Origin of the sequence: Lentzea sp. NPDC051208, assembly GCF_040682435.1 — a bacterium.
Classification (GTDB): Bacteria; Actinomycetota; Actinomycetes; order Mycobacteriales; family Pseudonocardiaceae; genus Lentzea; species Lentzea kristufekii.
This window is the reverse complement of record NZ_JBFBAW010000014.1, coordinates 47,341-74,091: the sequence shown is the minus strand read 5'-3', so window position 1 is coordinate 74,091 and position 26,751 is coordinate 47,341. Positions and strand designations below refer to the sequence as shown.

The following is a 26,751-nucleotide window of genomic DNA, read 5'->3' as shown; positions in this document are numbered from 1 at the left end:
TGAAGCCACCCTATGCGAAGGTTAGTGAATTGTGGTTCACTAATGACGTGGCACGACCTCGCACCATCACCGACGAACGGATCCTGAACGCCGTCGCGGCCGTCATCGACCGTCGCGGACCGGAGTTCACCGTCGCGGACGTGGCGGCGGAGGCCGGGGTGTCGGTCGGGGCGGTGGCGAAGCGGTTCGGGTCCAAGAGCGGGCTGCTGCAGGCGCTCACCAGGGCGGGCACCGAGGAGGTCGTCCGCAGGATGCGCGAGGCGGGCACGGTCCGCGAGGCGTTGCTGACCTGGTTCGACCGGCTCGCCGACCCGGTGGTCGCCACGAACAACCTGGCGCAGCTCGGGGTCGACCTGATCGACCCGGAGCTGCGCGCGTTGCTGGCCCGGCACTACGCCGTGCTGGAACAGGAACTGGAAGTCCTCTGCGCGGCCGAGGCGTTGCCGCCCAACGCGGCCCGCGTCCTCGCCGCGCTGGTCTACGGGATCTCGATGGACTGGTCGGTGCGACCGCGTGGCGATCTGCTGGCGCGCACGTCCGAGGACATCGATCTGGTGCTGGAAGGGATGCGTTGATGGCTACCTGGGCGGAGTTCGCGGCCGAACAGCCCGACATGGCCGCGTTCGTGCAGGGCAGGTTCGCCGCGGACCGGCACGCGTTGATCGCGACGCTGCGCAAGGACGGCTCACCGCGGATCAGCGGTGTGGAACCGGACTTCGCCCGCGGCGAGTTGTGGGCGGGCATGATGCCGGACTCGCTGAAGTCGAAGGACCTGCGGCGCGACCCGAGGTTCGCGCTGCACTGCACCACCACGGTGGCCTCGATGACGGAAGCGGGTGACGCGAAGATCAGCGGCACCGCCGAGTTCTGGACGGACAAGGACGCCTATCTGAAAGACCTGTTCGACCGCACGGAATGGCAGCCGAAGCCGGAGGAGATCGACCTGTTCCGGTTCGACGTCACCGAGGTCGTGCAGCTCATCGTCGAGGGCGACGGAATGATCGTCCTCTCCTGGCACGAGGGAAGGGGAACTCGCCGTGTCGACAAGAAATGATCCCGATCTGAGCGGGAAGGTCGCGGTCGTCACCGGCGCCACGCGCGGTGCGGGACGGGCGATCGCCGTGGAGCTGGGGGCGGCGGGGGCCACGGTGTTCGTCGCCGGCCGGACCACGCGGACGCAGCAGTCCGAGGTCGGGCGGTCGGAGACGATCGAGGAGACCGCCGAGCTGGTGGACGCCGCCGGTGGCAAGGGGATCGCGGTCCGCTGCGACCTCACCGACCCGTCCGATGTGGACGCTCTCGCCGCGAGGATCGACAAGCTCGACATCTTCATCGACAACGCGTGGGGCGGCGAGAACCTCGTCGAGTGGGGCAAGTTCTGGGAACACGACCTCGACAAGCAGCTGCGGATGTGGCGCAACGGCGTCGAGACGCACCTCGTCGCGTTGCACAAGCTCATGCCGATCCTGATCAGGTCCGACGACGGGCTCGTGGTCGAGGTGACCGACGGCGAGGACGGCGAGGCGTACTTCGTGAACCTCTCCTACGACGCGGTGAAGAGCTCGGTGCGCCGGTTCGGTGAGGTGCTGGCGAAGGACCTGAAGGACCACCCGAACGTGACGGCCGTCGCGGCCACGCCGGGGTTCCTGCGCTCCGAGCAGATGCTGGAAGGGTTCGGCGTCACCGAGGCGAACTGGCGCGACGCGATCGAGAAGGTGCCGGACTACGCGTTGTCCGAGACGCCGCACTACCTCGGCCGCGGTCTCGCGCACCTCGCGGCGGACAAGGACCGCAAGCGGTTCGCCGGGCAGTGCCTCTCGTCGTGGAAGCTCAAGCGCGAGTACGGGTTCACCGACCTCGACGGCTCGCAGCCCGACTGGGGCCGCTGGTGGGACGAGGTCGTGAAGCCGCGGATGGAGGGCCAGACCGTGGACGCCGACCCGGAGAAGTACCGGTAGGGCACGCCCTACGCGTCGCCGGGGCGGACGAGACCGGTCTCGTAGGCCAGCACCACTGCCTGCACCCGGTCTCGCAGTTCCAGCTTCGCGAGGATCCTGCCGACGTGCGTCTTCACCGTCGCCTCGGACAGGAACAGCTTGCGGGCGAGCTCGGTGTTCGACAGGCCCTTCGCGATCAGCACGAGCACCTCGCGCTCGCGTTCGGTCAGCACGTCGAGCACCGAGGCGTCCCGGAGCTCACCGCCGCCGTCGCCGAGGAACCGGCCGAGCAGCCGCTTGGTCACCGACGGCGAGACCACCGCGTCGCCGGAGGCCACCGCGCGCAGGGCCGACACCAGGTCGGACGGCGGGGTGTCCTTCAGCAGGAACCCGCTGGCGCCGTTGCGCAACGCCGACAGCGCGTACTCGTCCATGTCGAAGGTGGTCATGACCAGCACCTTCGCGGTGTCGGCCTCGGCGATGCGCTTGGTCGCCTCCACGCCGTCCATCACGGGCATGCGGACGTCCATCAGGACGACGTCGGGCCGCAGCTTCTCCGCCATCTGCACGGCGTCGAGGCCGTCGGCCGCCTCGCCGACCACGTCGATGTCCTCTTGCGCGCCCAGCACCATGCGGAAACCCATCCGCATCAGTTCCTGGTCGTCCACCAGCAGCACCCGAATCACTTGATCACCCTATGCGGCTAGCGGGAATGTCGCGCGCACGCGCCAGCCCCCACCGGGGTTGGGACCCGCCTCGAACTCCCCGCCCAGCACCGCTGCCCTTTCCCTCATGCCGATCAGTCCGTTGCCGCCGGAGACCTTGACCACGTCGTGGGGCGTGCCGAACCCGTTGTCGGTCACTTCCAGCCGCAGTTCCTCGGGCGAGCGCGCCAGGCGGACCAAGGCGGTGGTGCCTGCTCCGGCGTGCTTGATGGTGTTCGTCAGTGCTTCCTGCACGATCCGGTACACGCTCAGGCCGACGCCCGCAGGCAGGTCGTCCACGTCACCGTTGATCTCCAGGCGCACCGGCACGCCGGCGGCCCTGGTGTTCTCGGCGAGTTCGACCACGCCACGCGCGTCGGGCTGCGGGGCCCACTGCGTCTCGGACTCCTCGCTGCGCAGAACGCCGAGCAGGCGGCGCATCTCGGTCAGCGCGAGGCGGCCCGTGTCGGCGATCGTGCGGACCGCCTTCTCGGCCACCTCCGGCTGGGACCTGATCGTGTACGCGGCGCCGTCGGCGTGGACGATCATCACGCTCACCGCGTGGGCGACGACGTCGTGCAGTTCGCGGGCGATCCGGGAACGCTCCTCGCCCACGGCGATCTTGGCCTGCTGGTCGCGTTCGGTCTCGAGCAGCGCCAGGCGTTGCTCCATCTCGTGCTGGTAGGCACGGCGCGCGCCGATGAACTCGCCCATCGCCCAGCTGAACCCGAAGATCACGAAGACCAGGAACACGAGGAACACGGCCTGGAGCTCGCCGACCTGGAAGATCGCCCAGAGCAGCGTGCCGGCGACCAGCCAGCCCAGGTAGATCAACGCCGTCTTGCGGTTCGTGTTCGCGACGAGCGTGTACAGCGCGATGGCCAGCGCGAAGTCGGACATGCGGACCGGGATGCCGTCGATGCCGCCGTGCGAGAAGAGCTGCAGGAACCCGCCCGCGAGGATCAGGTAGCTGGTGCCGAGCGGGTGGTGCCGGCGAAACGGCAGCGGTCCGAGCATCAGCAACGTCACCGCCAGATAGGCGGAGAACGACACTCCCTGGTCGACCACTGTGACCGCGATGCCCATGTCGAAGAGCAGCAGGATTCCGGCGATCAGGGAGTCCCCGAACGCCGGATGAGCCTTCATCCACAGACTGAACCGCCGCACTGGACAAGGTTAGGTGCGGGCCGAACTTCCGCGCGTCGCGCCACGGGCTGACGCTGCGTACGACTTCAGTGTGAGTTATTGTGTCGAGGGGTTGATACAAAGTTCGGGGGTTCGCCATGTACGACGTCCTGTGGGCCGCCGGCGTCGGTCTGTTCCTGCTGGTCGCTCTGTGGCCGACGCGGTCGACGGGCAAGCGCCTGCTGAAGAGCTGGAAGGTGTCCGATCCGACGCCGGCGCAGATCGACGACGCCATCCGCTACCTGAAGCGGCGGCGGTTGCTCTGCCCGTGGCTCTTCGTCGGGATGTCGTTCGTGCCGTTCGCCAGCGGTCGTGGTCTCGGGTCCTTCGCGGCGGTCGTGCTCGGGGGAACGTTGCTCGCCGAGCTGATCGCGTTGTCGCTGCCCCGCGAGGGCCGGCAGCGGGTGGCCACGCTCGCGCCGCGCGGCCTGTTCGACATCGGGTCGCAGTACGTGCTGATCGCGTACGCCGCGATCGTGCTGTTCGGGCTGGCCTGGCTGCTCGTGCGGCTTCAGATCGCGCAACTGCCCGTGTTCGTCGTGTCCGTCGCCGCGGTCGCGGTGGTCATGTGGGCGGCGGTGGCCCGTCCGGCGGACGGTGACGAGGAGGTCGACCGGGCGCTGCGCACCCGCAGCGTGCACGTGTCGGCGGGGATCGGGGCGGCGATGGTCGGCGCGCTCGTCGGCGGCCCGTTCCTGTTCGCCGGCGTCGTCGCCTGGGTCCTGATGGCCAACACGAACGTCGTGTCCAAGAAGATTGCCTGGTGACCGCACCCCGCATCGTCGTCGACGTCGAGAACGGTGTCCCGCCGTGGCGCCAGGTCCGGGACCAGCTCATCCGGTTGATCAACGGTGGTGTGCTGCCGGTCGGGTCCCGGCTGCCGACGATCCGGCAGCTCGCCGTGGACCTCGGCCTGGCCGCCGGCACGGTCGCGCGGGCCTACCGGGAGCTGGAGACCAGCGGGGTGCTCACGACAGGACGAAGGCAGGGCACCGTCGTGGCTGCCCTGCCTTCGCATTCACCGGACCCGCTCTCCGCCGCCGCGGCGGAGTTCGTCGCCATCGCTCGGTCACTCGGCGCCAGTGAGGGGGAGGCACTGAACGCCGTGCGAGCCCATTACTTGGGTGAGTAAGGCGACTCGATCTTGGGTGCGGATCGCGGTTCGTTGATGTGGGCCTGACGTTCCTCTTGCCGTTCCTCGTAGATTCGGTGTTCCTCGGCCATCTGGTCAGCGAGTTGCTGCTGCATCTGGCGGTCCCGAATCCTGGACAGGATCGCCATCGTCGCGCCGTGGGCCAGTGCCAGTAGCAGCAGCACGATGCCCAGCTTCACGACCACGTTCTTCACCGGGTCACCGGTCTCGACGTTGATGATCGACACCAGTGCCAACAGGCCGAGCACGACGAGGTGGAACAGCACGGCCGTCAGCTTCATCATGCTGCCGGCCTGCTCTTCGTCGTACGCGGCGCGCTTGAGGTATCCCTTGCCACCGCGGTAGATCAGCTGGCCGTCGATCGCGACCAGGACGATCCCCAGCACTAGGAACGTCACGTAGCTGTCACCCATGCGCTGTGGCTACCCGCGCACGGACGCACACAAACCGTGGCACGATCAGTGCCTGTGACGGCGTTGCAGGGACAACAACTGGCCGGACCGCTGTGCGCGGCGGTGGCCAACCTGTGCGTTGCCCTGCAACCGCAGGTCTCTCCGCAGACCGCCGCGGGATTCCAGGAAGTGCTGCGCCGTCTGCACGCGCCGTTGCAGGTCGCGGTCGCCGGCCGTATCAAGTCCGGCAAGTCGACGTTGGTGAACGCCCTGATCGGCCGCCGGGTCGCGCCCACCGACATCGGCGAGTGCACCCGCCTCGTCACGCGCTACCAGTACGGCACGGTCGACCGCATCGAAGTCGTGCTGCGGGACGGCAGGCGGCAGGTGCTGCCGTTCGACGCGAACGGCATGATCCCCGCCTCTCTTGGCGTGGAGGGCATTTCGCACATCGAGGCGTACCTGACGAACGCCGTGCTGCGCGACATCACCGTCATCGACACACCAGGGCTCGGTTCGCTGGACTCGGCGTCGGTCGCGCGCACCGAGGAACTGCTGGATCCCGTGTCGCGCAACGCGGTCGCCGGTGCCGAGGCCGTTCTCTACGTCGTGACGCAGGGCGTGCGCGCGGATGACCACTCGACGCTGGCCGCGTTCACCGCCGCGACCGCCTCCCGTGAAGCAGGCCCGGTCAACGCCATCGCCGCGTTGAACAAGGTCGACGCCGTCGCGCCGGAGACCGTCGAGGGCTCGGAAGGCGATGTCTGGAAGGCCGCGCAGATCCTCGCGGCGAAGCAGGCCGAACTGCTCAGGCCGCGGGTCGCCGACGTGCTGCCGGTGATCAGCCTGCTCGCCGAGTCCGCGGAGACCGGGGAGTTCACGTCGGCCGACGCGGAGGCGCTGCGGGCGTTGGCGGCCCTCGACGCGGACACCCGCACGATGATGCTGATGTCCGGAGACCTATTCACGTCGTGGGAGTGCGACGTCGCGGCCGGTGTGCGCTCCCGGTTGCTGGAGAAGCTCGACCTCTACGGCATCGGCCAGGCGCTCCAGGCGCTGGACGCCGAGCCCGCGCTGCCCGCCGGGGCGTTGCGGCGGGTGCTGTTCGACGCGTCCGGGTTCGCCGCGGTCCGGGGCCGGCTGGACGCGGTCTTCCGGGCGCGGGCCGACGGCATCAAGGCCGCGGCCGCGCTGGCCTCCGTCGCGTCGCTCGCCTCGGGCGACTCCGGCGAACGGCAGCGCGTGCACGACGCGATCGAGGTGCTGCTGGCCCGTCCCGAGGCGCACCAGCTGCGGCTGCTGGAGGCGCTGACGCTGGTCTCGTCCGGCGCGGTCGCGCTGGCCCCGGACCTGACCGAGGAGGTGTTGCGCGTCGGGAGCACCCGGGACGTGGCCGCTCAGCTGGGCATGCCGGGCAGACCGGGCGCGGAACTGGTCGCGTTCGCGCTGGAACGGGCCGGGTGGTGGCGCTCATTCGCCTCCTTCGGCGCGACTCCGGCGCAGGCTCGGGTGGCGCACGTCGTCCACCGGGCGTATTTCCTCATTTGGCAGCAACTACGTGCTGGGGGGCACCGATGAGCGTGAACGGAACCGAACCCGCCGATCTGGCGTCGGATGACGGTGTGGAGACCATTGCGGACGAGCTGCTCGACCAGGCGCTGGCCGAGCGCCGCGCGCTGGTCCAGCTGTGCCTGTACGCGCTGGACCGCGCCAGCGCGGGCGTGGTCGCACGCATCGAGGAAGGGCTGTCGTCCATAGGCGTCGTGGCGCTGCGGGTGGACGGTGAGCGGTTCGACCCGTCGCAGCACGAGGCCGGTGGCGCCGTGCCGACCGACGACCTGTCGTTGCAGGGCCTGGTCGCCGAGACCGAGGTGCCCGGCTTCTGCGACCGAGGCCGTCTCCTGCGGGCTCCGATCGTGACGGTCTACACGTCCCGATGAGCAACCTTTCGCAGACAGTCCGGCAGACCCGCGAACGCCTCACCTCTCTCGTGCGCGAGCTCGACCCGTCGATGGCCGACTGGGTCGCCCGTCGCGGGGCGCCCGAGGTGTCGTCGGTCGTCATCGTCGGTGAGACGAACCGCGGCAAGTCGTCGCTGGTCAACGCCCTGCTGTCGGCTCCGGGTCTCTCCCCGGTCGACGCGGACGTGGCCACCTCCACCTACCTCGTCTTCCAGCACGGCCCGTCCTGGGCGGCCCGTGCCTGCTATCCCGGCCTGCTCGCGCCCGTCGGCTTCCCGCTGCCCGCGCTGATCAACTGGGTCTCCGCCGCCCACGACCTGCCGGAGGGCGAGCTGCCCCCGCGTTACGTCGAGGTCGACGCCCCGATCCCGCTGCTGGAACGGATGTCCATTGTGGACACCCCCGGCGTCGGCGGCCTGGAGTCGGTGCACGGTGAACTGGCGCTGGAGGCCGTCACGTCGGCCACCGCCCTGATCTTCGTCGTGGACGCCTCGTCGCCCTTCACCCGCGGTGAGCTGGACTTCCTCAAGCGCGTCGGCGATCGGGTCGAAACCGTCGTCTTCGCGCTGACCAAGACCGACCAGTACCGCGGCTGGCGCCAGGTCCTCGACGCGAACAAGGCGTTGCTGGCCCAGCACGCCCCGCGTTTCGCCGACGCCCCCTTCTACCCGGTGTCGTCGCGCATGTTCGGCATGGCCGCCCAGGCCCCGAACCCGGACGCGGCCTCGATGCTCCGCGAACGCTCCGGCATCTCCGCGCTGCAGACCGCCCTGCAGGAACTCGTCACGGGCCGCGCCGGCATGCTCGCCGAGGCCAACGCCCTGCGCGCACTGTCGACCGTGCTGGCAGAGCTGGAAATCCGCCTCGAACACGAGAAGCGCGCTCTGTCCGTGGGCGAGGACGAGGCTGCGGTCCTTCGCGCCCGCCGCGAAGAACTGCAGACCGAACGCCGTTCCTCGACCCGCGGCTGGCAGGTCCGGTTGCGCGGCGAGGTCCAGCGAGCCCGCATCGAGAACTCCCACGAGATCTCCCGCCAGATGCGCGACCTGCAGACCTGGTACCGCCAGGCCATCGACGCGGCCGACCGCACCGCCCTGGCCACGTTGCCGCAGCAGGTGGACACCGCGCTGCAGGTCGTCTCCGGCCGCATCTCCACAGCGCTGTCCGTGCGTCTCTCGCAGGTCACCGACGCCGTGCTCGCCACGCTGTTCAGCGCCGAGGAACTGACCATGATCCGCGGCCAGTTCGCCCGCGGCGAGCAACCGCCGGTCGTGTTGCGCCCCAAGGAAAAGCGCCCGCCGACGGCCGAGGACAAGCTCCTCGTGTTCATGGGCGTCTCCGGCGGCCTGGGCGCGGGCAAGCTCGCCGTCATGCCGCTCGCGGGCCTCGGCATCGCCGCGCTGAACCCGATCGTCCTGCCCGTCACCATCGCCCTGGGCCTCGGCGCGGGCTGGTGGATGGCCCGCACCCGCACCCACACTGCCGAGAAGCAGCACGTCAAGCAATGGCTCTCCGACGCCATCGCCGACGCGCGCTCCACAGTGGACCAGCTCGCCGCCGAGCAGCTGATCGAGGCCGAGCAGGCCCTGTCGCTCGCGTTGGACGAGGCACTGGCCAAGCGCATCGAAGCCATCGAGGCCGAACTGCGCGAGGTCGACCGCGCGTTGCGGATGGAGGCAGGCGAACGCGGCCGCGAGCTGCAGGCCGTGACCCGGCAGCTCGCGGAGGTGGAGCAGGGACGCTCGAAGGCCGAGGAGCTACTGGGCCGGATCAGGTCCGTTCGGGACCGAGCCTAGGAACGCGAGCCACGCTCCCGGCGAGACAGCGAACGACGACCCCTCGGGATCCTTCGAGTCGCGAACGGACACCATGACGTCGGTGAGCGACAACTCCACGCACGCGCCTTCGCCTGAGCTATAGCTGCTTTTGATCCACGCGGTCAACTACGAGCTCCTCGCGAGAAATTCTGCCAACGCTGTCCGGGTGTCCCTCGGACTCCACGCGATGTCGGCAATTCGTTCGAAGAGCTTCCGCATCCGTTCCGTGTGGGACGGCTGATCGTAATAGATCGGCGGACCGTAAAGGCTGGTGGCGTAGGTAATGGGTGCGGATGCGTCGTACTCGAGGGAGACGAGTCCACCGCCGAGCCCTGGATTGTCGCATGTGTCCAGGCCGATGATGCGGATGTTGAGCGCCGGGTGCTGCTCCTGGAGCTGGAGCAGGTGCAGGACCTGCTCCCGCATCACCGACGCATCGCCGACGACGTGGAGCAGGGTGTCCTCCGTGAAGACGATGTCGATGGCTTCCGCTTTTCCCATCGACAGCACGTGGTGCTGGAGGTTCAGCCGGAAGGCGATGCGCTCCGCGGTCTCCTCGTCCGGGCGCAGGGAGCTGCCGGCGCGGTGCACACCGGTGACGTAACTCGGTGCCTGCACCACGCCCGGAATGATGCCGCACTCGTACCAGCTGATCCGCTTCGCCGCCGCGAGCAGGTCCATGAAGCGGACGTAGGAGTCGGGCAACGTGTCCAGGTAACCGAGCCGGGGCTGTCTGCGCCTGCTGGCCCTGCCGAGCGCGAGCACCGTGATGCGTTCGTCGTCGGTCACCCGGTAGAAGTCGAGCAGCCGGGTCAGCTCCTCCGTGCCCAGAGCTCCCTTGCCGTTCTCCACCTGGCTGAGCCTGCCCGCGCTGCGGCCGATCAGGTCGGCGGCTTCCTGCTGGGACTTCCCGGCGGCCAGCCGCAGGCGCTGGAGGGTGAGCCCCAGCTGGAGGCGCTCCACGGTCTGCCGGGCTTGACCCACTTGGTTGCCGTCCAATCATTCGCTTAGGCGAGCGACTTTAGCCTCAAGTAGCTCTAAAGTTAAGTCTAATGTCGGCGGTCTGGGGCGAAGATGAGGTTGACCATGGGCGTCAAGCGCGAGTGGCTCCTTCGCTGCAGCGACAGCTACGCGGACCGTGCGGTGTGCGAGATCAGCGTGAGCGCGGGTGCCGTGGAGATCGCCGGCCCCGACGGCCAGGCCTTCACGTTCGCCGGCCAGGAGATCGAGGAGTTCCGCGCGGCCCTCGACGCCGCGATCAGCCAGAGCGAGATCGACCGGCGCGAGGTTGGCGACGGAACCAAACCGGCATAACGTGGGTCATACCGGAACATGAGCAAGTAGGAGGTGTGTCCCGGTGTACATCGACGAGAACGGTGCGGCCGACGCCGAGCTGAAGGTCACCGTCGAGGATGAGGAGTACACCGCCGACGTCACCTTCGACCTCGACCACGACGGCGTGAACGACTCCGCCGTCGTCGAGACGGATGACGGCGGACATCTCGCGTTCACCGACACGAACGGCGACGGTGACGCCGATCTGATGAGCACGTTCGACAAGGACGGCAATCTCCTGAGCCAGGCGCGGTTCGAGGAGAATTCCGGCGAGTGGGTTGCCGTCGACCCGAACGACCCCCGTCAGGAAAAGACGAATTCTTCGCCCACGCAGGCGATTGTCGTGGACACCGACGACGGTGAACGAAACGTCGGGCAGGCCACCGAGGACACCGACGGAGACGGCAAGGCCGACACCGCCGTCGTCCGGGACGACGCCGGCGACACGTGGTTGTTCACGGACAAGAACGGCGACGGCAAGGCCGACCTGGCGACCGAGATCACACGATCGGGCGAGGTCACGATGTCGGAACACCGTGGTGACGACTGGGTCGAGGTCGAGCACGGGCACATCGAGTCCGACGGCCGGTACGTGACCGACTCGAAGAGCGGCATTTTGGACGACTCGGACGACTGGCTCGAGGAAGAACGGTTCGACGGAGTCGTCCGAATCGATTCCACAACCGGTCAGTGGATCAGTCCGAACTGACCCCGTAACTGAAGCGCAGGTCACAGGCCCCGGTGTGGTGAGAACCGCACCGGGGCCTCTTGTGTTTTTCCCACCTCAAGCCGGCCTTAACGCCGTCCGGGTGCTGAATCGATTACAGAATCGGTTTTGTGAGGGAACCGACAGGCTGGGGGTGCTTTACCTGCCATTCACCGGGCTAACCTCGGTCCATCCCACTTCACACACGCCCGGCCCCACCGGGCGTGTGGAGCTATTCCCGAGGACGACGAAGTCCTGCACCGGACCACCACGTGCTCGGGTTGCCGAGGCGTTCAGTCAGGAGACGAGACGAGATGACGGCAGTGACCATTCCCGGTCTCGAACAGGCACCTACCAACCACGCGCGTCTGCTCGCATGGGTTCAGGAAGTCGCTGAGCTGACCTGCCCCGACGAGGTTGTTTGGGCTGACGGGTCTCAGGGCGAATGGGACCGTCTCACGAAGAAGCTCGTCGACGCCGGCACGTTCGTGCCGCTCAAGAAGAAGCAGAACTCGTTCTGGGCGGCCTCGGACCCGACCGACGTCGCGCGCGTCGAAGAGCGGACCTACATCTGCTCCGTGCGCGAAGAGGACTCGGGCCCGACGAACAACTGGATGGACCCTTCAGAGATGAAGGCCATCATGACCGAGCTCTACCGGGGCTGCATGCGTGGCCGCACGATGTACGTCATCCCGTTCTGCATGGGCCCGCTGGACGCGGAGAAGCCGATGCTCGGTGTCGAGATCACCGACTCGGAGTACGTCGTCGTCTCCATGCACATCATGACCCGCATGGGCAGCAAGGCCCTCGCGCTGTTCGGTGAGGACGCTCCGTTCGTCCCCGCGCTGCACTCCCTCGGCGCTCCGCTGGAGCCCGGCCAGGAAGACGTGCAGTGGCCGTGCAACGAGACCAAGTACATCTCGCACTTCCCGGAGACCCGCGAGATCTGGAGCTTCGGCTCCGGCTACGGCGGCAACGCCCTGCTCGGCAAGAAGTGCTACTCGCTGCGCATCGCCTCGGCCATGGCGCGCGACGAGGGCTGGCTCGCCGAGCACATGCTGATCCTCAAGCTCACCTCGCCGGAGAACAAGGCCTACTACATCGCCGCCGCGTTCCCGTCGGCCTGTGGCAAGACGAACCTCGCCATGCTGGAGCCGACCATCCCCGGCTGGAAGGTCGAGACGCTCGGCGACGACATCGCCTGGATGCGTTTCGGCAAGGACGGCCGCCTGTACGCGGTGAACCCGGAGAACGGCTTCTTCGGCGTCGCGCCCGGCACCGACTACCACACCAACCCGAACGCGATGCGCACCATCGCGAAGGGCAACTCGCTGTTCACGAACGTCGCGCTGACCGACGACGGCGACATCTGGTGGGAGGGCATGGGCGAGCCCCCGGCCCACCTCACCTCGTGGAAGCACCAGGACTGGACGCCCGACAGCGAGGAGCTGTCGTCGCACCCGAACTCGCGCTACTGCACGCCGATCGAGCAGTGCGACATCAAGGCGCCGGAGTGGGAGGACCCGAACGGCGTCCCGATCTCGGCGATCTTCTTCGGTGGCCGCCGCGCCACGACGATCCCGCTGGTCACCGAGTCGCGCGACTGGCAGCACGGCACCTACATGGGTGCCACGCTCTCGTCCGAGACCACGGCCGCCGCGGTCGGCAAGACCGGCGTCGTGCGCCGCGACCCGATGGCGATGCTGCCGTTCATCGGCTACAACGCCGGCGACTACTTCCAGCACTGGGTCGACCTCGGCAAGCGCGCCGACGCCGACAAGCTGCCGAAGATCTTCTACGTCAACTGGTTCCGCCGCGGTGAGGACAAGCGCTTCCTGTGGCCCGGGTTCGGCGAGAACTCGCGCGTGCTGAAGTGGGCCATCGAGCGCCTCGAGGGCAAGGCCGCCGCGCAGGAGACGCCGATCGGCTACGTGCCGACCGCCGACGACCTCGACCTCGAGGGCCTGGACGCGTCGCGTGAGGACATCGAGGCCGCGCTCGAGTTCAACGCCGACGAGTGGCGTGCCGAGATCCCGCTGGTCGAGGAGTGGTTCGCGAAGATCGGCGAGAAGGTCCCGACCACGCTCCGCGACGAGCTGGAGAACCTGAAGCAGCGCCTGGGCTAGCAGGCCGAGGTGTTTCGAAGCCCCAGCGGTCAACGGCGACCGCTGGGGCTTCTCTTTGGGGTATCACTGGTGGTGTGACGCAGGACGACTTCCTCGGTGGGCTGAACTTCGACGGTTCGAAGCGCGATGTGGAGGTCGGTCCGTCGACTGGCATCGTGCGTTACTACCCGGTGCCGACCGCCCCGCCTGTTCACCCGTCGCGGTGGCGTTACGTGCTCGTCTTCGGTCTCGGTTTAGCCATCGGCGCGGTCGCCGGCGTGGTCCTGTGCAGCAATTTTCTCTGAATCACCGCAGCTCATCGTCCACAAGAGACGAAGTTGTCCACAGGTGTGGACGGCTTTGTGCACATGTTGTGGATAGCTGTGGACAAGCCTGGGGAGTTCTCCACAGGCTCTAGGAAACGGTCTTGCTCCAGGAATGAACCCGGCACCTTCCGGGAACGTCTTAAGTACGTGATGGCGGTCACAAAGATCGTCACTTGAGGCGGAGAGGGAGGTGTGCCGTGGGGATCGCAGGAATCGCGATGCTGGTGCTGTCCCTGGCTGCCGTGCTGATGGTCGTGATCGCCGGATCAGTTCGGGAGCGGGTTGTCGCGGATGCCGAGGAGGGTGCCGTTGAAGGTCTTGGTGGCCTCCGCGTAGCAGACGGCGTTCGTCCAACCCTCTGACCACGCCTGGGAGCCGGGGTTCCGCCACGCGGGGAACACGTCCGAGCGCTTGGTCGAACCGAGGTAGTCGTGCACGGCCTTGGTGCACTTCTCGTTCGCGATCGAGTTCATCTGCTCCTTGGACGGAGCGGGGTCGGTCGACTTGCCCAGCGACACGACACCGGCGGGCACTGCCTCGGCCATGTGCGCGGTGGTGCAGGCGACGACCTTGACCTCCTGGTCCTTCGACGGCGAACCCTGGGTGCAGGTCTGGAAGGTGCCGAAGCCGTTGGCCTTCAGCACGTCCTTCACAGAACCCTTGCGCGCCAGCGGCTTCTCGTCCGGGCTGATCTCCACGACGGTGCACAGCCGCCAGCGCTGGCCGTCCTTCCAGCCCTGCTCGTTCGGCCAGAACGCCCAGACGCGCAGGCGCGTCGAGTCCGCGTCGCCGCTGCCCAGGTACTCGGTGAGCGTCTGGCGGCACGGCGGGAGCGCCGCCTTGCGCAGCGCCTGCGTGTCCGGGTAGGTCGTCGGCAGGCCGGTGAGCTCACCGACGCTCATGACTTCGGCCTCGTGCGATTCGGTGCACTGCAGCACCTTCAGCTCGTAGGCGTTCATGCACTGCCCGGCCTTGGGCAGGGCCGGTGCGGAGGCGGAGGCCGTCGAAGGCAGGGGTCCGGGGACCGCCTGCCCTCCCACCTGGATCGCACACGCGGACAGGGTCAGCGTGCTCAGGACAATTGCCACCGCCAGCCGCACACGAGTCACACCACAGAGACTAGGGCCTTCACCTGATCGGCGATGTCCCGACGCTGCTTTTCGAACGCCGGATCGGTCAGCGCGGCCGGGTCGACCGGCTGCCCGAGCACCGGCGTGTGCAGGTGTCCACCGAGGACGTTCGTTGCGCCGTAACCGATTCGCAGCCGGTTGGCCCGGTACATGCTCTCGTTGGACAGGTAGTCACCGCCGCCACCGGACGCCGCGACCCTGCCGGGAGCGGGGTTGTCCGTGCGGCACGACTGCTGGGAGCCGACGACGATCCACTCGCAGAAGCTCAGGTTGTAGTTCACCGCGAACGGGCCGGTGCCCGCGTCGATCATCTTCTGGAACGGCAGGCTCGTCTCGATGAACTCGTCGACGGGCTGCGGCCAGCCGCGGCGTTCGGGACGCTGCCGAACGAACCGACGTTGTTGTTGTCCCCGAACCCACCGCGCCAGCGCGCCGCCCACCGCTCGACGTCGAACCGGCCGGGCCTGCCCTGGCTGATCGTCACGAACGCGTCGGGCTTCTGCTGCAACGCCGAACCGTAGAACTGCTCGACGATCCCCTCGTCGAACGCGCCCCACAGCACCGGCAGCACCGCCGCCTGCAGGACGACCTTGCCGTCCGGCGTCGAGATCTCCCGGCCGTCGAGCTGCAACGCCGCCGCGCCGGCCGGGTTGGCGCGCCGCACGTTCACGCCGGTGAGCTGGAACGGGTCGAAGCCGGTGACGGCGATCTTGCGCACGCCCGGCCTGCTGGGGAACGCCGAGTCGCTCAGGCCCCGTGAGGCCCAGTCGAACCGCTGGATGAGCTTCGCGCGGTCGTTCGGCTGCATGGCGAACTTCGGCTTCCACTGGCGCAGCGCGGAACTGAGCTGCAGCCGGGCCCAGTAGAGCGGGCGGTCGTCGTAGGCGTCGTGTGTCACGGGTGTTGTGCTCTGCGCGCGGGCGACCGCGGCCTTCCACAGCGCGTTGCCTTCGCGTTCCACGAACTGCTGCGCCTGCTTCGGCACGACCTGGCGGCACAGCTTGGTGGTGAAGTCCGTGACGCGGCCGTCGAACCCGGCCAGCTTCACCAGTGAGGGGCCGACGGCGGGGCCGCCGATGACGAGCGTGTCGTCGAGCCGCTGTTCTTCGACGGTGAGCGGCACGGAGGTGTCGTAGCAGTTGACGTCCTGCGCGTGGGCGACGGCAGGACTCAGGGTGAGGGCGATCGCGGTCAGCCCGACCAGTCCGGCGATGGTTTTCACGTACTCGATCCTCAACGCAAAGGGCCACCCGTCGTAACCGACGGGTGGCCCATAGTGTCGACGACTGCGTCTCAGTGGGCAGCGATGGGCTTGACCCTCGGGCTGTCCTCGTCGACGTGGTAGTCGGACGGATCGGTCTGGTCCGTGCCGTTGAACCACTTGGCCTTCTTGGCGATCAGCGTGACGATCACCGCGACCAGGAGGTTGACGAACACCGCGACGATGCCGACGTAGATCTGCGTCGTCGAGGCGCCGAACGGGTGCCACCCGAAGATCGAGATGTTGCCCAGCGGCAGCGCCGAACCGGCGAAGTGCGCCTTGCCGATGGCCGGGTTGCCGATCGTGTAGAGCAGCCACATGCCGTAGCCCATGCCCGCGAACCAACCGGCGATCAGGGCGTGCACGTGGAACCAGCGCGTGTACAGCGCGATCGCGACCGCCGGGAGCGTCTGCAGGATCATGACGCCGCCGATGAGCTGCAGGTCGATCGAGAACTGCGGGTCGACGAAGACGATGAACGCGACGGCGCCGAACTTCACGACCAGCGACGCGAGCTTGGCCTGCTTGGCCTCCTCCGCCGGGGTGGCGTTCTTCTTGACGTACTCCTTGTAGACGTTGCGGGTCCACAGGTTCGCCGCCGCGATCGACATGATCGCCGCGGGCACGAGCGCGCCGATGCCGATGGCCGCGAACGCGATGCCCGCGAACCACGACGGGAAGTTCGCGCCGAAGAGCTCGGGCACGATCGTGTTGGTGTCGGGACGGCCGGTCGCCTGGTTGACGAGCGGCTTGGTGCCCGCGCTGATCGCGACGAATCCCAGCAGCGCCAGCAGACCCAGCAGCAGCGAGTACGCCGGCAGCGCGACCATGTTGCGCTTGATGACGTTGCGGCCGCGGCTCGCGAGGATGCCGGTCAGCGAGTGCGGGTAGAGGAACAGCGCGAGCGCGCTGCCCAGTGCCAGCGTGGCGTACTGCAGCTGGTTGGTGCCGGTGAGCAGGATGCCGTCGGTCTTGCTGGGCGTGGCGTCGAACTTGGCCTGCGCGTCGTTGAAGATCTCGCCCCAGCCGCCGAACTTCGCGGGCAGGTAGACGATCGCCACCAGGATCACCAGGTAGATCAGGATGTCCTTGACGAACGCGATCAGCGCCGGCGCCCGCAGACCCGACTGGTAGGTGTAGAGCGCGAGGATCAGGAACGCGATGAACAGCGGCAGGTGTCCGAGGATGCCGGAGCCGTTGAGACCCATGCTGCGCAGCACGGCTTCGAGGCCGACGAGCTGCAGCGCGATGTACGGCATGGTCGCGACGATGCCCGTGATGGCGATGATCAGCGCCAGCCAGTGCGAGCCGTAGCGGCCCTTCACGAAGTCGGCGGGCGTGACGTACCCGTGCACGCGGCTGACCGACCACATCCGCACCAGCGGCAGGAAGACCAGCGGGTACAGGATCACCGTGTACGGCAGCGCGAAGAACCCGGTCGCGCCCGCACCGAACATCAGCGCCGGCACCGCGACGAAGGTGTACGCCGTGTAGAGGTCACCGCCGACCAGGAACCACGTGATCCAGCTGCCGAACTTGCGACCGCCGAGACCCCACTCGTCGAGGTGTTCGAGGGTGTCGCCCTTCTGCCACCGCGCAGCCAGGAACCCCATCACGGTGACGAGGAGGAAGAGAGCGCTGAAAACGATCAGCTCGGTCCACTGCATCAGTTCGCTCCCTCGTCCAGGTCGTCAACGCCGAGCTTGTCGGGCTTGCCGGTGACCACGGGCTCGTCCTTGGTCTTGATGTAGACGAGTCCGACGCACAGGACGCCGAGCGGGACGAACAGGAACTGGTACCAGTAGAAGAACGGCAGCCCGAAGATCCGGGGCTCGTCCTGGTTGAACCACGGCGTGACGAGCATGAACAGCGGGAGTATCAGCAGCAGGTTCCAGTTGCTCCAGCGCAAGCCGGTCTTGTGATCCGACGGCATGGTGGCCCCTCCGTGTACGCGGTGTTGCGCGGATGTTAGGCCTGATGAACGGTGCCGTCAGCCTCGTGATCGGAATCGTTGCCTTCGACTTAACGTTCTCTTTGGACTAATGCGCCACCAGGCGGCCGACGAGGTCCTGTTCGGCGGCGTCGAAGTAGTCGTCGAGCTGCTGGACCGCCTGGTCGACCGTGCCGTTGTTCAACAGTTCTACGATCCTGCGGTTCCACGGCAGGTAGGTCTGGTGGAAGGCCTCGACCTCGTGCGCGACGCGGAAGGCGAGCATGAGCTCGGCGAAGAGCCGGTCGGACTCGTCGCTCAGCCGGGCGCTGCCCGCGAGGCCGACGATGCCGCGGTGGAACTGGATGTTCGCGCTGCCGGTCTTGGTGAAGTCGTTCTTCTCGGCGCGTGCCACCGCCTGGCGGACCGGTGCCCGCACCGCCTCCCGCTGGGCGTCGCTCACGTCGTTCCAGAGCCTCAACGCGCCGCACTCGATCACCCGGCGCGCGGCGTAGAGGTCGCGCACGTCGTCACCGGTCGGGCGGCGGACGAAGACGCCGCGGCTGTGCTCGTGCACCAGGATCCGGTCGCGCGTGAGCAGCCGGAACGCTTCCCTGAGCGTGTTGCGGCTGACGCCCAGCGCCCCGCCGATCGCCTCCTCGCTCAGGCGCAGGCCCGGCTCGAGCTCACCGAGGAGCACCCGCTCGCGCAGCATGTCGGCGACCTTCTGCGCGGTGCTCGCGCGCTCCAGATCAGCCTTGTTCTGGGCCAGCGTCGACACCCACGTCTCGGTCACCTCGGCAGTCTATTTCCAGGATCGTTCCATTGCACTATCGTAGAATCGTTCAACAATCCAACAATCCACCGATCGAGCGCGCATGGGAGGACGGCCATGGACCTGAACGCGGACCTGGGCGAGGGCTTCGGCCACTGGACCCTCGGCGACGACAAGGCATTGCTGGCCGTCGTGACCAGCGCGAACGTCGCCTGCGGCTACCACGCCGGCGACGCGGACACGATGCGCGAAACCTGCGCCCTCGCCGCAGCCGCAGGTGCGGCGGTAGGCGCCCACGTCGTCTACCGGGACCTGGCGGGCTTCGGCCGCAGGTTCATCGACGTGGCCCCGGACACGCTCACCAACGAGGTCCTGGCCCAGCTGGGAGCGTTATCGGCGTTCGCACGCGCCGCCGGCACCCGGATCTCCTACGTCAAGCCACACGGCGCCCTCTACAACACCCTGGTCCGACACGAAGCCCAGGCAGACGCCGTGGTCGACGCGGTCCGCCTGTTCGACCCGACGCTGGCGGTGCTGGGCCCACCGGGCGCGGTCTGGCTGAAGCGAGCCTCGGTGGCAGGCCTGCGCGTGTGGCACGAGGCCTTCGCGGACCGCGCCTACACCCCGTCCGGAACGCTGGTGCCCCGCGGCGAACCGGGAGCCGTCCTGCGCGACCCGGCCGAGATAGCGGCCCGCTGCGTACAACTGGCGACCGAGGGCTGGATCCGCAGCGTGTCCGGCCGCCCGGTGCGAATCCAGGCCGACTCGATCTGCGTGCACGGGGACACACCGGGAGCGGTCGAGATCGCCCGCGCGGTCCGTTCGGCTCTGGAGGCGGCGGGCGTCGCGGTGGCCAGGGTCGAGTCGCCACTCCGCCACACCCGCCAGGCGGTCTGACGTTCCCACAAGGCGCCGCCACACATCCGGCTCCCAGCTGGACAGGCGTGGTCGAACGGGCTGACCGGTCGGCGAACGCCCTCGTCAGCCGGACGGGTTGAGGCCCCCGGACCAACTGGTTCGACGCGGTCGCTCTGGTCACCGTCCGTCCACTCAGCACAGCGACCAGTCAGTTCGACCTGCCTGCCCGTCCAACCTGCCTGCCTGATCTGCCTGCCCTACGAGCCAACCCACCAGCTCAGTCAGCCCTGGCAGCCCGTCGACCCGGCCACCCGTTCACACGGACTGACGAACCAGCGCAGCCGCCCCCACCAGTCCGGCCTCCCCGCCCAACTCGGCCGCCCGCACCTCCAGCCCCGCGAGGTACGACAATCCGGTGTGCGTTTTCAACGTCCGCCGCACCGGCTCGAACAACAACTCCCCGGCCTGCGCCACCCCACCCCCGATGACGGCGAGCTCCAGGTCGCACACCGCGGCGGCGCCGGCGATCGCCATCCCGACGGCCTGACCGGCACGTTCGAAGGCCGCCAGCGGGATCTCCTCGCCGGACAGAGCGGCGGCGGCCAGCAGGGCGGCGTCGGCGTGGTCCGGTGCCGGCCAGCCGGCGTGGCGCGCCCAGGCCACCATGCGCGGGCCACCGGCGATGGTCTCCACGCACCCGCGGCCGCCGCACGTGCAGGGTTCGCCGTCGGGTTCCACGACGATGTGGCCGATGTGGCCCGCGTTGCCGGTGCGGCCGCCGAACGGCCGTCCGTCCAGCACCAGGCCGCCACCGACACCCGTGGACACGACGAGGCCGATCATGAACGTGCTGCCCTGGCCCGCGCCGCGCCAGTGTTCGCCCAGCGCCATGCACACGCCGTCGCCCGCGAGTTCCACCGGGACGCCGGGGAACAGCGACGCCACCGACGCCCGCAGCGGGAACTCCTGCCACGACGGCACGTTGATCGGCGAGACGGTGCCGGCGGCGGTGTCCACCGGGCCCGCCGAACCGATGCCCACGCCCGCGACAGCCGCGTCCCCCACCACCTCGGAGATCACCGAAACCACTGCGTCCCATGGGTTTTCGGACGGCGTCGGGACGCGCGAGGAGCGCACCACCGAGCCGAAGGGGTCCACCAGGGCGGCGGCGATCTTGGTGCCGCCGAAGTCCAGTGCCAGCACCAGATCAGTCACGGTGTCGCAGCTTAACCAGCCACTTCGAGACGGATGGGCGCAGTGGTGCGGACCAGGTCGCCCGCGGCCACGCGCACGACGGCCGGCCACGTGCCCGGCGTGGCCCAGGCGGGCGCTGCGAGCGTGAAGTCGAGCGGCAGCCGGCCCTGCCCCGGCACCACCCCGCCCACGCAGAACGGCCCGACGAACTCCCACGAGGAGCGCGGCGACAGCAACCGGGCCTGAACCGGCAGGTCACCGTGTGCGCCGGAGGCGAGCACGACCCGCACCGACGCCGATTGCCCCGGTCTGACCGACACCACGTCCGGCGACGAAGCCACCCACAGCACCTCGACGGGGTCGTCGCCGTCCCACTCGGGCACGGTCAGCAGCGCCACGTCGTAGACGTCGAAGGGGAGTCCCTCCAGCGTGGCGCGCACCGGGTGGCAGCCGGGTGTGCGCGGCGGCACCAGGCGCACCTCGGCCGACACGTAACCGCCGGCCGGCAGCGACACCGGCAGCGAGTCCCACGACGCCGACCAGCCGTCGGGCAGCGAGAGCCGGACGAGGCCGGAGAACGCCGGGCCGTCCGACACGGCCACCACGCGCAGCCGGGTCGGGCCGAGCACCTCCAGGTGCACGTTCGCGGGCAGGCCGCCCAGCGGCGCGGGCTCGTGCAGCCAGTAGCGCGCGAACACCGGGGTCACGGCAGGTGAGACGGGCCCCAGCGGCGGCCCGGCCAACGCCAGCCGCGGCGGCACGGACGGCAAGGTGCCGCTGGAAGGTCGGCGGGTGCCGAGCACGGCGTACAAAGAGGAAGGCCCCAGGTGCCCGACCTCGTTCCACAACGTGAACGTCGTGGAGCCGACCATCTTCTCGCCGACCTCGCTGTGCCACACGCTCACCGGCCCGACCAGCCGAGGCGCTTCCAGAACAGGGCCGTCGACGGCGACAAGTGAGGCGATCGGGTCGTACGACAGGACGTAGTGAGTGGACGCGATCTCGGTGCCGTAGCCGCGCTTCCAGCCGTGATCGATGTCGTCCTCGACCAACGAGTAGGTGCGCCATCCGCGTGCGGGCACGTCACGCGCCAAGAACGTCACGGTCACGCCGTCCACCAACGTCGGCAGCACAACGCCGTCGAACTCCACGTGCACGTTGCGCTCGAACGGCAGGTGCACGGACACGATGTCGGTGCACGCCGAGGACGACGGGTTCCACACGACCACCGACGAGTCCACAGTGGACGTCAAGGCCGCGAGCGACCGCGAGATGACGTCGGACTGCAGGTCGAAGGCCTCACGCGGGTGCGCCACCGCAGCGCGTGAGAGTGCGGCGGAGGGATACGTGGCACCGGTCAGCCGAGCCGCGTGCGAAGCGAACACGGCGGCAGGCGAGTCGTCCACAGGCGCGGGCGGCACGGGCGCAGACCCGCGCACGTAGTAGTCGCGCGGCAACGAGCAGATGATCCGCGGCCACGTGTAGCGCGCGCTCCAGTCGTGATGGATCGCGATCACCCACGGGTTCGGAGCCTCCCGATCGGAACCGACCGGCAGCATCACGTGCGGCGCGGCGGCTCCGGATCGCGCTTCCAGGAACGAGGAGTAGACCGACCGCTCGGCCTCGGCAAGCGACGAGACCATCAGCGACGGCCCGGGCGGCAGCGAGGACAACAGCGGCGGCACACCGACCACACCGGGCGCGGACCCGACGACCTCGACCCGGCCCTCGGAGATCAGCCGCAGCAGCAACGAGCGGTGCTGCGGGAACGTGTCCCAGTACGGCTGCAGCAACTCGACCGACGTCACCGCGAACCGGTAGGCGGGATCGGTGAGCGCCAGGTCCAGGTGGGCGCGCACAGCCGTGAACGGCGCGTCGCCCGCGACGTGTCCGACCAGGTGCACCGTCCACCCCGGCGAGCCGACGACCAGCGAGAACGTGCACGACTCCTCGCCGGCGGCCGACCGCACGACGGCCTGGGCGGGCACCACCGCACCGGGCGGGTGCTCGGACACGTCGACGGCGAGCTCGTAGCCGAACGGCCCCGGCGCCAGCGAACCGCCGTGCCGCGGCGAGTGCAGGCCCGGCCCGTACACGTGTGCGTGCACCGGTCCGGCCAGCGTGGGCGAGGTCAGTCGCACCACCTGCAGCAGTGCGGTCCGAGGTCCGACGAACAGCTCGGTGGACTCGGCGGCGATCACCGGACGATCGCACCACTGTTCACCAGGCGGCGAAATACCCCGATGGTGGCGTTCTACCTCTTCAGCATCCGGGTCAGACCGGCGGCCACGGTCGTCGCCAGGAGCCAGCCCGTCACGATCAGCCCGGACGCGATCCACTGCGACGCGCCCGGCGTCTGCCAGCGGTTCTTGTTGCCGAAGTCGACGATCGGCACCACCAGGTCGATCGTGTAGAGCCAGGCGTTCCACGGCAGGTGGTCGTCGTCGTTGATCTCGATCAGCGGTCCCTTGACCTGGAACCAGATGCTGCCGACGACCCACGCCGCGATCAGCCAGCCCAGCGCACGCGCCGGCCGGTAGCCGTAGCCGACCATCGACCGTTGCAGGAAGCTCCACACCAGCACCAGCGGGCCGAAGAACCGCATGCCCTCGGCGACCGCGCGGTACCGCAGGCGTTGCTTCTCGATCAGCACCGTCGAGGCGTGCTCCTCGTTGCCGGCCGCGGTCAGCATCTCGGCGAACTGGTCGTACGGCCGAGGGCGGTAGCTGCGCCGCATCGCCTGCCGCAGCCAGCGCAGCCGCTGCTGCACCTGGTCGTCGTCGCGCAGGTCGATCGGATAGGCGAGCGAGTCGTAGCGGAAGTCGTCGAGATCGATGAATCCCGTGGTGTTCCAGAAGTTCTCGTTGTCGTCCAACGACGTGCAACGCGCCTGCCGCAGCGTCACGAGACCTTTGGGCGGCGACACGACGTTGAGCATCAGCTCCTGCACCTGCATGCCCATGGCGTTCAACGCGTGGCTGTCGAGCTTGTAGCCGAGCACCGCGCCGTTGAAGTTCGCCATCCGGCCGATCATCGCGCGACGGCACCGCACGCCGCCATGCGCGACGAACTCCTTGTCACCGCGCGCGCAGATGAGGTCGCGGCCGATCGTGGCGCCACCGATGTCGAGCGACGGCTTCTCGCGCGGCTGGTGCCGGTACTTGCCGGGCTTGATCAACCGGCTGCCGCGCAGGTCCAGGTTCGCGCCGACGGTGATGCCGCGCAGCTCCAGCCCGCCGGCGATGTCCGACTCGCGCACCACGAAGTTGCTGCCGATCTGGGAACGGTTGGCCAGCACGGCGTCCGCGGCCGGGTTGTCCACAATGGCCCGTTCGATGGTGATGCTGCCGCGCACGTGGGTGTCGACCATGCGCAGCTGGCCCTTGATCCGCACGCCACGGCCGACGACGTCACCGCCGATCTCCGCGCCGTCGACGTGCAACGCGCGGCCCGAGCCGGTGGGGTCGGTGCCGACCGACGGTGGCGACACGGCGTCCAGCACTGCTTCTGCCAGCGAGAACGTGCCGCCGATCTTCGCGTTGACGGCGCGGATCGTGCCCATGCTGGTGAAGCCGCGGTCGAGCTGCAGGTCGCCCGACACGTCCACGCGGTCGAGGAAGAGCGTCGCGGACGGGTCGGCGTGCGGGTCGCTGGAGGCCGCGAAGTCCGGCCCGCGGGAGAGCGTCGCGCCACTCAACGACAGCGTCGAACTGATCCGCGCGTTGGCCAGGAACACGACGCCGTGCGAGGTGAACGCGCCGAGGAAGTTGCCGCCGACCTGCATGCCGTTGCCGTTCAACGTGAAGCCGTCGGCGTTCTCCAGCACCGCGCTGCCTAGGTTGACGTTGCCGCCGATGCGCGCGCCCGCGAGCCGCACCTCGCCCTCGGTGACGATGCCGAACCCGAGCAGCGCGCCCGCGACCGTCAGCCGGTCACCGTGCACGCACAGCCCGCCCGGCACGCTGAACCTGGTGTCCCGCAACAGGACCGAGCCCGCGATCTCGGCGTCGGTGAAGTCGGTCAGGCCCGAGACGCGGCAGTCGAGCAGCGACACGTCGTTGCCGCTGCTCAGGTTGCGCGCTTCGAGACCGGGTAAGTCGCAGTCGGTGAACGAGATGCCCGCCAGGTTCGCCTGCCGCAGGTCCGGCGCCGCCTCGAACTGGCAGCGTTCGAACTCCAGCACGTACGGCACCTCGACCGCGCGCAGGTCGAGCACGTCGGTGACCACCCGGTCCACAACGCGGATGACGGGTGGGGTGCTCGGCTTCCGCCGAGGCAACCTCCACCCGCCGCCACCAGAGTTGTCGTTCTCCCCCAACAGCCCCCGCAGCACGTCCGCCGCGGCGACTTTCCCCCTCGCCACCAGACCAGGCTAGCCCGTGCAGGACACGGACTAGACCGGGTCGCTCGGGCCGTGGTGCGTCGGGTCGAGCACGCGGGCCAGGAACTCCTGGGTGCGCGGCTCCTGCGGGTTGCCGATCACCTCGGCCGCCGGGCCCTCCTCGACGATGTAGCCGCCGTCCATGAAGATCACCTTGTCGGCGACCTCGCGGGCGAACTGCATCTCGTGCGTCACGACCAGCATCGTCATGCCCTCGTCGGCGAGCTGGCGCATCACGCCCAGCACGTCACCGACGAGCTCGGGGTCGAGCGCCGAGGTGGGCTCGTCGAACAGCATCACGTCGGGGTCCATCGACAGCGCGCGGGCGATCGCCACGCGCTGCTGCTGACCACCGGAGAGCTGCGCGGGCATCGCGTTGGCCTTCTCCTTCAGGCCGACCCGGTCCAGGTTGCGCAGGGCGATCTCCTGCGCCTCCTTCTCGCCGCGCTTGAGCACCTTGCGCTGCGCGACGGTGAGGTTCGCGAGGACGTTCAGGTGCGAGAACAGGTTGAACGACTGGAAGACCATGCCGATCTTCGTGCGCGCCTGGTCGATGTCGACGTCGTGGTCGGTCAGCTCGACACCGTTGACGACGATCTTGCCGTCGTTCGGCTCCTCCAGCAGGTTCACGCAGCGCAGCAGCGTCGACTTGCCGGAACCCGACGGGCCGATGATGCAGACCACGTCACCGCGGTTGACCGTGACGTCGATGCCCTTGAGGACGTCCAACGAGCCGAACGACTTCTTCAGCCCGGTGATCTCAACGGAAATCTCGCTCACAGGACGGACACCTTCTTCCCGCCGGAGCGGCGCTCCAGGTACCTCGACAGGTACCCCAGAGGCAACGTGATGATCAGGTAGCACAGACCGACGACGAGGATCGGGGTGAGCGACGGGCTGCGGCTCAGCGTCTCCCGCCCGAACTTCGTCAGCTCGTACTGGTCACGGGCCAGGCCGATGATGTAGATCAGCGAGGAGTCCTTGGTCAGCAGGATCAGCTCGTTGGTCAGCGGCGGCAGGATGATCCGGAAGGCCTGCGGGATCACGATGGTGATCATCGCGCGGCCCTGCGACATGCCCAGCGAGCGCGCGGCCTCGACCTGCCCCTTCGGCACGGCCTGGATGCCGGCGCGGATCGTCTCGGCCATGTAGGCGGCACCGACGATGCCGAGCGCCAGCATGACCGTGGAGTAGATGTCGAACTGGATCTGGAACGCCAGCGGCACACCGAACGCGAGGCCGATGAACACCAGCAGTGCCGGGATGCCGCGGAAGAACTCGATGTAGATCGTCGCGATCCACCGGTACGGCGCGATCGACGAGAGCTTCATCAACGCGAGGACGAGCCCGAGCGCGAGGCCGAAGGCGAAGCCGAGTGCGGTGTAGATGAGAGTGTTCTTCAACGCGATGGTGATGACGTTGGGGAACATGTCCCCCATCGTCTTGAAGTTGAAGAACGCCGTGCGGATCTGCTCCCAGTCGGCGAGGAACGCGATCACCAGGGCGATGACGACGAGCAGCGTGTACTGCGAGTACCGGAAGTATTCGGCCCGCTTGCGCTTGGACAGCGCCATGTACGACTCCTAGCGGATGTGGTCGGA

At 68.6% G+C, this 26,751-nt stretch carries 29 protein-coding genes; 13 read left to right on the top strand and 16 right to left on the bottom strand.

All coding sequences use genetic code 11. The features are described 5' to 3' along the window. Nucleotides 1–47 precede the first annotated feature (47 nt). The 3 genes from AB0M48_RS30690 to AB0M48_RS30680 are packed head-to-tail and all read left to right on the top strand — an operon-like array spanning nt 48 to nt 1,958. Nucleotides 48–575 (top strand): TetR/AcrR family transcriptional regulator, encoded by a 528-nt coding sequence (locus AB0M48_RS30690; RefSeq protein ID WP_363848698.1) that lies wholly within the window; start codon nt 48–50, stop codon nt 573–575. After that, a complete protein-coding gene (locus AB0M48_RS30685; RefSeq protein ID WP_363848696.1) occupies nt 575–1,054 on the top strand; it encodes a pyridoxamine 5'-phosphate oxidase family protein in 480 nt (159 codons plus the stop codon). The genes AB0M48_RS30690 and AB0M48_RS30685 overlap by 1 nt, the downstream gene beginning before the upstream one ends. After that, complete coding sequence (locus tag AB0M48_RS30680; RefSeq protein ID WP_363848694.1) at nt 1,038–1,958, top strand: SDR family oxidoreductase; 921 nt, start codon at nt 1,038–1,040, stop codon at nt 1,956–1,958. The genes AB0M48_RS30685 and AB0M48_RS30680 overlap by 17 nt, the downstream gene beginning before the upstream one ends. 8 nt (nt 1,959–1,966) lie before the next feature. Here the strand turns inward: AB0M48_RS30680 and AB0M48_RS30675 are convergent, their stop codons facing one another. Continuing rightward, nucleotides 1,967–2,623, bottom strand: a complete 657-nt coding sequence (locus AB0M48_RS30675) for a response regulator transcription factor (protein WP_363848692.1) — start codon at nt 2,621–2,623, stop codon at nt 1,967–1,969. Nucleotides 2,624–2,632: 9 nt separating this feature from the next. Beyond that, nucleotides 2,633–3,787 (bottom strand): sensor histidine kinase, encoded by a 1,155-nt coding sequence (locus AB0M48_RS30670; protein WP_363848690.1) that lies wholly within the window; start codon nt 3,785–3,787, stop codon nt 2,633–2,635. A gap of 137 nt (nt 3,788–3,924) precedes the next feature. On the opposite strand from AB0M48_RS30670, the gene AB0M48_RS30665 reads away from it, so the two are divergent. Both AB0M48_RS30665 and AB0M48_RS30660 read left to right on the top strand, forming a co-directional pair. Next, nucleotides 3,925–4,593, top strand: coding sequence for a hypothetical protein (locus tag AB0M48_RS30665; protein ID WP_363848689.1), 669 nt, complete (start codon nt 3,925–3,927; stop codon nt 4,591–4,593). Beyond that, on the top strand, nt 4,590–4,958 hold the full coding sequence (locus AB0M48_RS30660; RefSeq protein WP_363848688.1) for a GntR family transcriptional regulator: 369 nt from the start codon (nt 4,590–4,592) through the stop codon (nt 4,956–4,958). The genes AB0M48_RS30665 and AB0M48_RS30660 overlap by 4 nt, the downstream gene beginning before the upstream one ends. Here AB0M48_RS30660 and AB0M48_RS30655 read toward each other — a convergent pair. Next, nucleotides 4,943–5,392, bottom strand: coding sequence for a hypothetical protein (locus tag AB0M48_RS30655; protein ID WP_363848686.1), 450 nt, complete (start codon nt 5,390–5,392; stop codon nt 4,943–4,945). The two genes, AB0M48_RS30660 and AB0M48_RS30655, sit on opposite strands and share 16 nt — an antisense overlap. Nucleotides 5,393–5,446: 54 nt before the next feature. Here AB0M48_RS30655 and AB0M48_RS30650 point away from each other — a divergent pair, with 54 nt between their 5' ends. Genes AB0M48_RS30650 through AB0M48_RS30640 form a run of 3 tightly spaced genes read left to right on the top strand, consistent with a single transcriptional unit; the run spans nt 5,447 to nt 9,128 of the window. Then, complete coding sequence (locus AB0M48_RS30650; RefSeq protein ID WP_363848685.1) at nt 5,447–6,949, top strand: dynamin family protein; 1,503 nt, start codon at nt 5,447–5,449, stop codon at nt 6,947–6,949. Next, on the top strand, nt 6,946–7,311 hold the full coding sequence (grpE, locus tag AB0M48_RS30645) for a nucleotide exchange factor GrpE (protein WP_319983374.1): 366 nt from the start codon (nt 6,946–6,948) through the stop codon (nt 7,309–7,311). Before AB0M48_RS30650 ends, grpE begins: the two co-directional genes overlap by 4 nt. Then, the gene (locus AB0M48_RS30640; protein ID WP_363848683.1) at nt 7,308–9,128 is read left to right on the top strand and encodes a dynamin family protein; all 1,821 of its coding nucleotides are present in this window, start codon (nt 7,308–7,310) and stop codon (nt 9,126–9,128) included. The genes grpE and AB0M48_RS30640 overlap by 4 nt, the downstream gene beginning before the upstream one ends. On the opposite strand, the gene AB0M48_RS30635 is transcribed toward AB0M48_RS30640, so the two are convergent. Together AB0M48_RS30635 and AB0M48_RS30630 are read right to left on the bottom strand one after the other, a co-directional pair. Continuing rightward, entirely contained in the window at nt 9,090–9,227 is a 138-nt protein-coding gene (locus AB0M48_RS30635; protein WP_363848681.1) for a DUF397 domain-containing protein, read from the bottom strand. The genes AB0M48_RS30640 and AB0M48_RS30635 overlap by 39 nt on opposite strands. A 48-nt stretch (nt 9,228–9,275) precedes the next feature. Further along, nucleotides 9,276–10,112, bottom strand: a complete 837-nt coding sequence (locus tag AB0M48_RS30630) for a helix-turn-helix transcriptional regulator (protein ID WP_363848679.1) — start codon at nt 10,110–10,112, stop codon at nt 9,276–9,278. 111 nt (nt 10,113–10,223) lie between these two features. On the opposite strand from AB0M48_RS30630, the gene AB0M48_RS30625 reads away from it, so the two are divergent. The 4 genes from AB0M48_RS30625 (at nt 10,224) to AB0M48_RS30610 (ending at nt 13,600) form a co-directional block, all read left to right on the top strand. After that, complete coding sequence (locus AB0M48_RS30625) at nt 10,224–10,463, top strand: hypothetical protein (protein ID WP_363848677.1); 240 nt, start codon at nt 10,224–10,226, stop codon at nt 10,461–10,463. 43 nt (nt 10,464–10,506) lie between these two features. Further along, nucleotides 10,507–11,193: a DUF6802 family protein gene (locus AB0M48_RS30620; RefSeq protein WP_363848676.1), complete on the top strand. Its 687-nt coding sequence runs from the start codon at nt 10,507–10,509 to the stop codon at nt 11,191–11,193. A gap of 311 nt (nt 11,194–11,504) precedes the next feature. Continuing rightward, nucleotides 11,505–13,316: a phosphoenolpyruvate carboxykinase (GTP) gene (locus AB0M48_RS30615; RefSeq protein ID WP_363848674.1), complete on the top strand. Its 1,812-nt coding sequence runs from the start codon at nt 11,505–11,507 to the stop codon at nt 13,314–13,316. A 74-nt stretch (nt 13,317–13,390) separates the two neighbouring features. After that, a complete protein-coding gene (locus AB0M48_RS30610) occupies nt 13,391–13,600 on the top strand; it encodes a hypothetical protein (RefSeq protein WP_363848672.1) in 210 nt (69 codons plus the stop codon). A 287-nt stretch (nt 13,601–13,887) separates the two neighbouring features. Here AB0M48_RS30610 and AB0M48_RS30605 read toward each other — a convergent pair whose 3' ends face one another. The 6 genes from AB0M48_RS30605 to AB0M48_RS30580 all read right to left on the bottom strand — a co-directional run bounded on the left by AB0M48_RS30605 (nt 13,888) and on the right by AB0M48_RS30580 (nt 18,738). Further along, nucleotides 13,888–14,730 (bottom strand): septum formation family protein, encoded by an 843-nt coding sequence (locus AB0M48_RS30605; RefSeq protein ID WP_363848671.1) that lies wholly within the window; start codon nt 14,728–14,730, stop codon nt 13,888–13,890. Then, nucleotides 14,727–15,062, bottom strand: coding sequence for a hypothetical protein (locus AB0M48_RS30600; protein ID WP_363848669.1), 336 nt, complete (start codon nt 15,060–15,062; stop codon nt 14,727–14,729). The genes AB0M48_RS30605 and AB0M48_RS30600 overlap by 4 nt, the downstream gene beginning before the upstream one ends. Further along, nucleotides 15,059–15,973: a hypothetical protein gene (locus AB0M48_RS30595; protein WP_363848667.1), complete on the bottom strand. Its 915-nt coding sequence runs from the start codon at nt 15,971–15,973 to the stop codon at nt 15,059–15,061. The genes AB0M48_RS30600 and AB0M48_RS30595 overlap by 4 nt, the downstream gene beginning before the upstream one ends. A gap of 71 nt (nt 15,974–16,044) precedes the next feature. Continuing rightward, nucleotides 16,045–17,679: a monocarboxylate uptake permease MctP gene (gene mctP / locus AB0M48_RS30590; protein ID WP_363848665.1), complete on the bottom strand. Its 1,635-nt coding sequence runs from the start codon at nt 17,677–17,679 to the stop codon at nt 16,045–16,047. Beyond that, the gene (locus AB0M48_RS30585) at nt 17,679–17,945 is read right to left on the bottom strand and encodes a DUF3311 domain-containing protein (protein ID WP_363848663.1); all 267 of its coding nucleotides are present in this window, start codon (nt 17,943–17,945) and stop codon (nt 17,679–17,681) included. Before AB0M48_RS30585 ends, mctP begins: the two co-directional genes overlap by 1 nt. Before the next feature lie 106 nt (nt 17,946–18,051). Further along, nucleotides 18,052–18,738, bottom strand: a complete 687-nt coding sequence (locus tag AB0M48_RS30580; RefSeq protein WP_363848661.1) for a GntR family transcriptional regulator — start codon at nt 18,736–18,738, stop codon at nt 18,052–18,054. Nucleotides 18,739–18,834: 96 nt separating this feature from the next. On the opposite strand from AB0M48_RS30580, the gene AB0M48_RS30575 reads away from it, so the two are divergent. Continuing rightward, on the top strand, nt 18,835–19,614 hold the full coding sequence (locus tag AB0M48_RS30575) for a 5-oxoprolinase subunit PxpA (protein WP_363848660.1): 780 nt from the start codon (nt 18,835–18,837) through the stop codon (nt 19,612–19,614). Between the two features lie 276 nt (nt 19,615–19,890). On the opposite strand, the gene AB0M48_RS30570 is transcribed toward AB0M48_RS30575, so the two are convergent. From AB0M48_RS30570 to AB0M48_RS30550, 5 genes are read right to left on the bottom strand one after another with little or no spacing between them, the layout of a single operon-like run. Continuing rightward, nucleotides 19,891–20,790, bottom strand: a complete 900-nt coding sequence (locus tag AB0M48_RS30570; RefSeq protein WP_363848658.1) for an ROK family protein — start codon at nt 20,788–20,790, stop codon at nt 19,891–19,893. A gap of 11 nt (nt 20,791–20,801) precedes the next feature. Further along, on the bottom strand, nt 20,802–22,970 hold the full coding sequence (locus tag AB0M48_RS30565; RefSeq protein ID WP_363848657.1) for an NEW3 domain-containing protein: 2,169 nt from the start codon (nt 22,968–22,970) through the stop codon (nt 20,802–20,804). A 53-nt stretch (nt 22,971–23,023) separates the two neighbouring features. After that, nucleotides 23,024–25,132, bottom strand: coding sequence for a hypothetical protein (locus AB0M48_RS30560; RefSeq protein WP_363848655.1), 2,109 nt, complete (start codon nt 25,130–25,132; stop codon nt 23,024–23,026). 30 nt (nt 25,133–25,162) lie between these two features. Beyond that, entirely contained in the window at nt 25,163–25,930 is a 768-nt protein-coding gene (locus AB0M48_RS30555; protein WP_363848653.1) for an amino acid ABC transporter ATP-binding protein, read from the bottom strand. Next, on the bottom strand, nt 25,927–26,724 hold the full coding sequence (locus AB0M48_RS30550) for an amino acid ABC transporter permease (protein ID WP_363848651.1): 798 nt from the start codon (nt 26,722–26,724) through the stop codon (nt 25,927–25,929). Before AB0M48_RS30550 ends, AB0M48_RS30555 begins: the two co-directional genes overlap by 4 nt. Between the last annotated feature and the right edge of the window lie 27 nt (nt 26,725–26,751).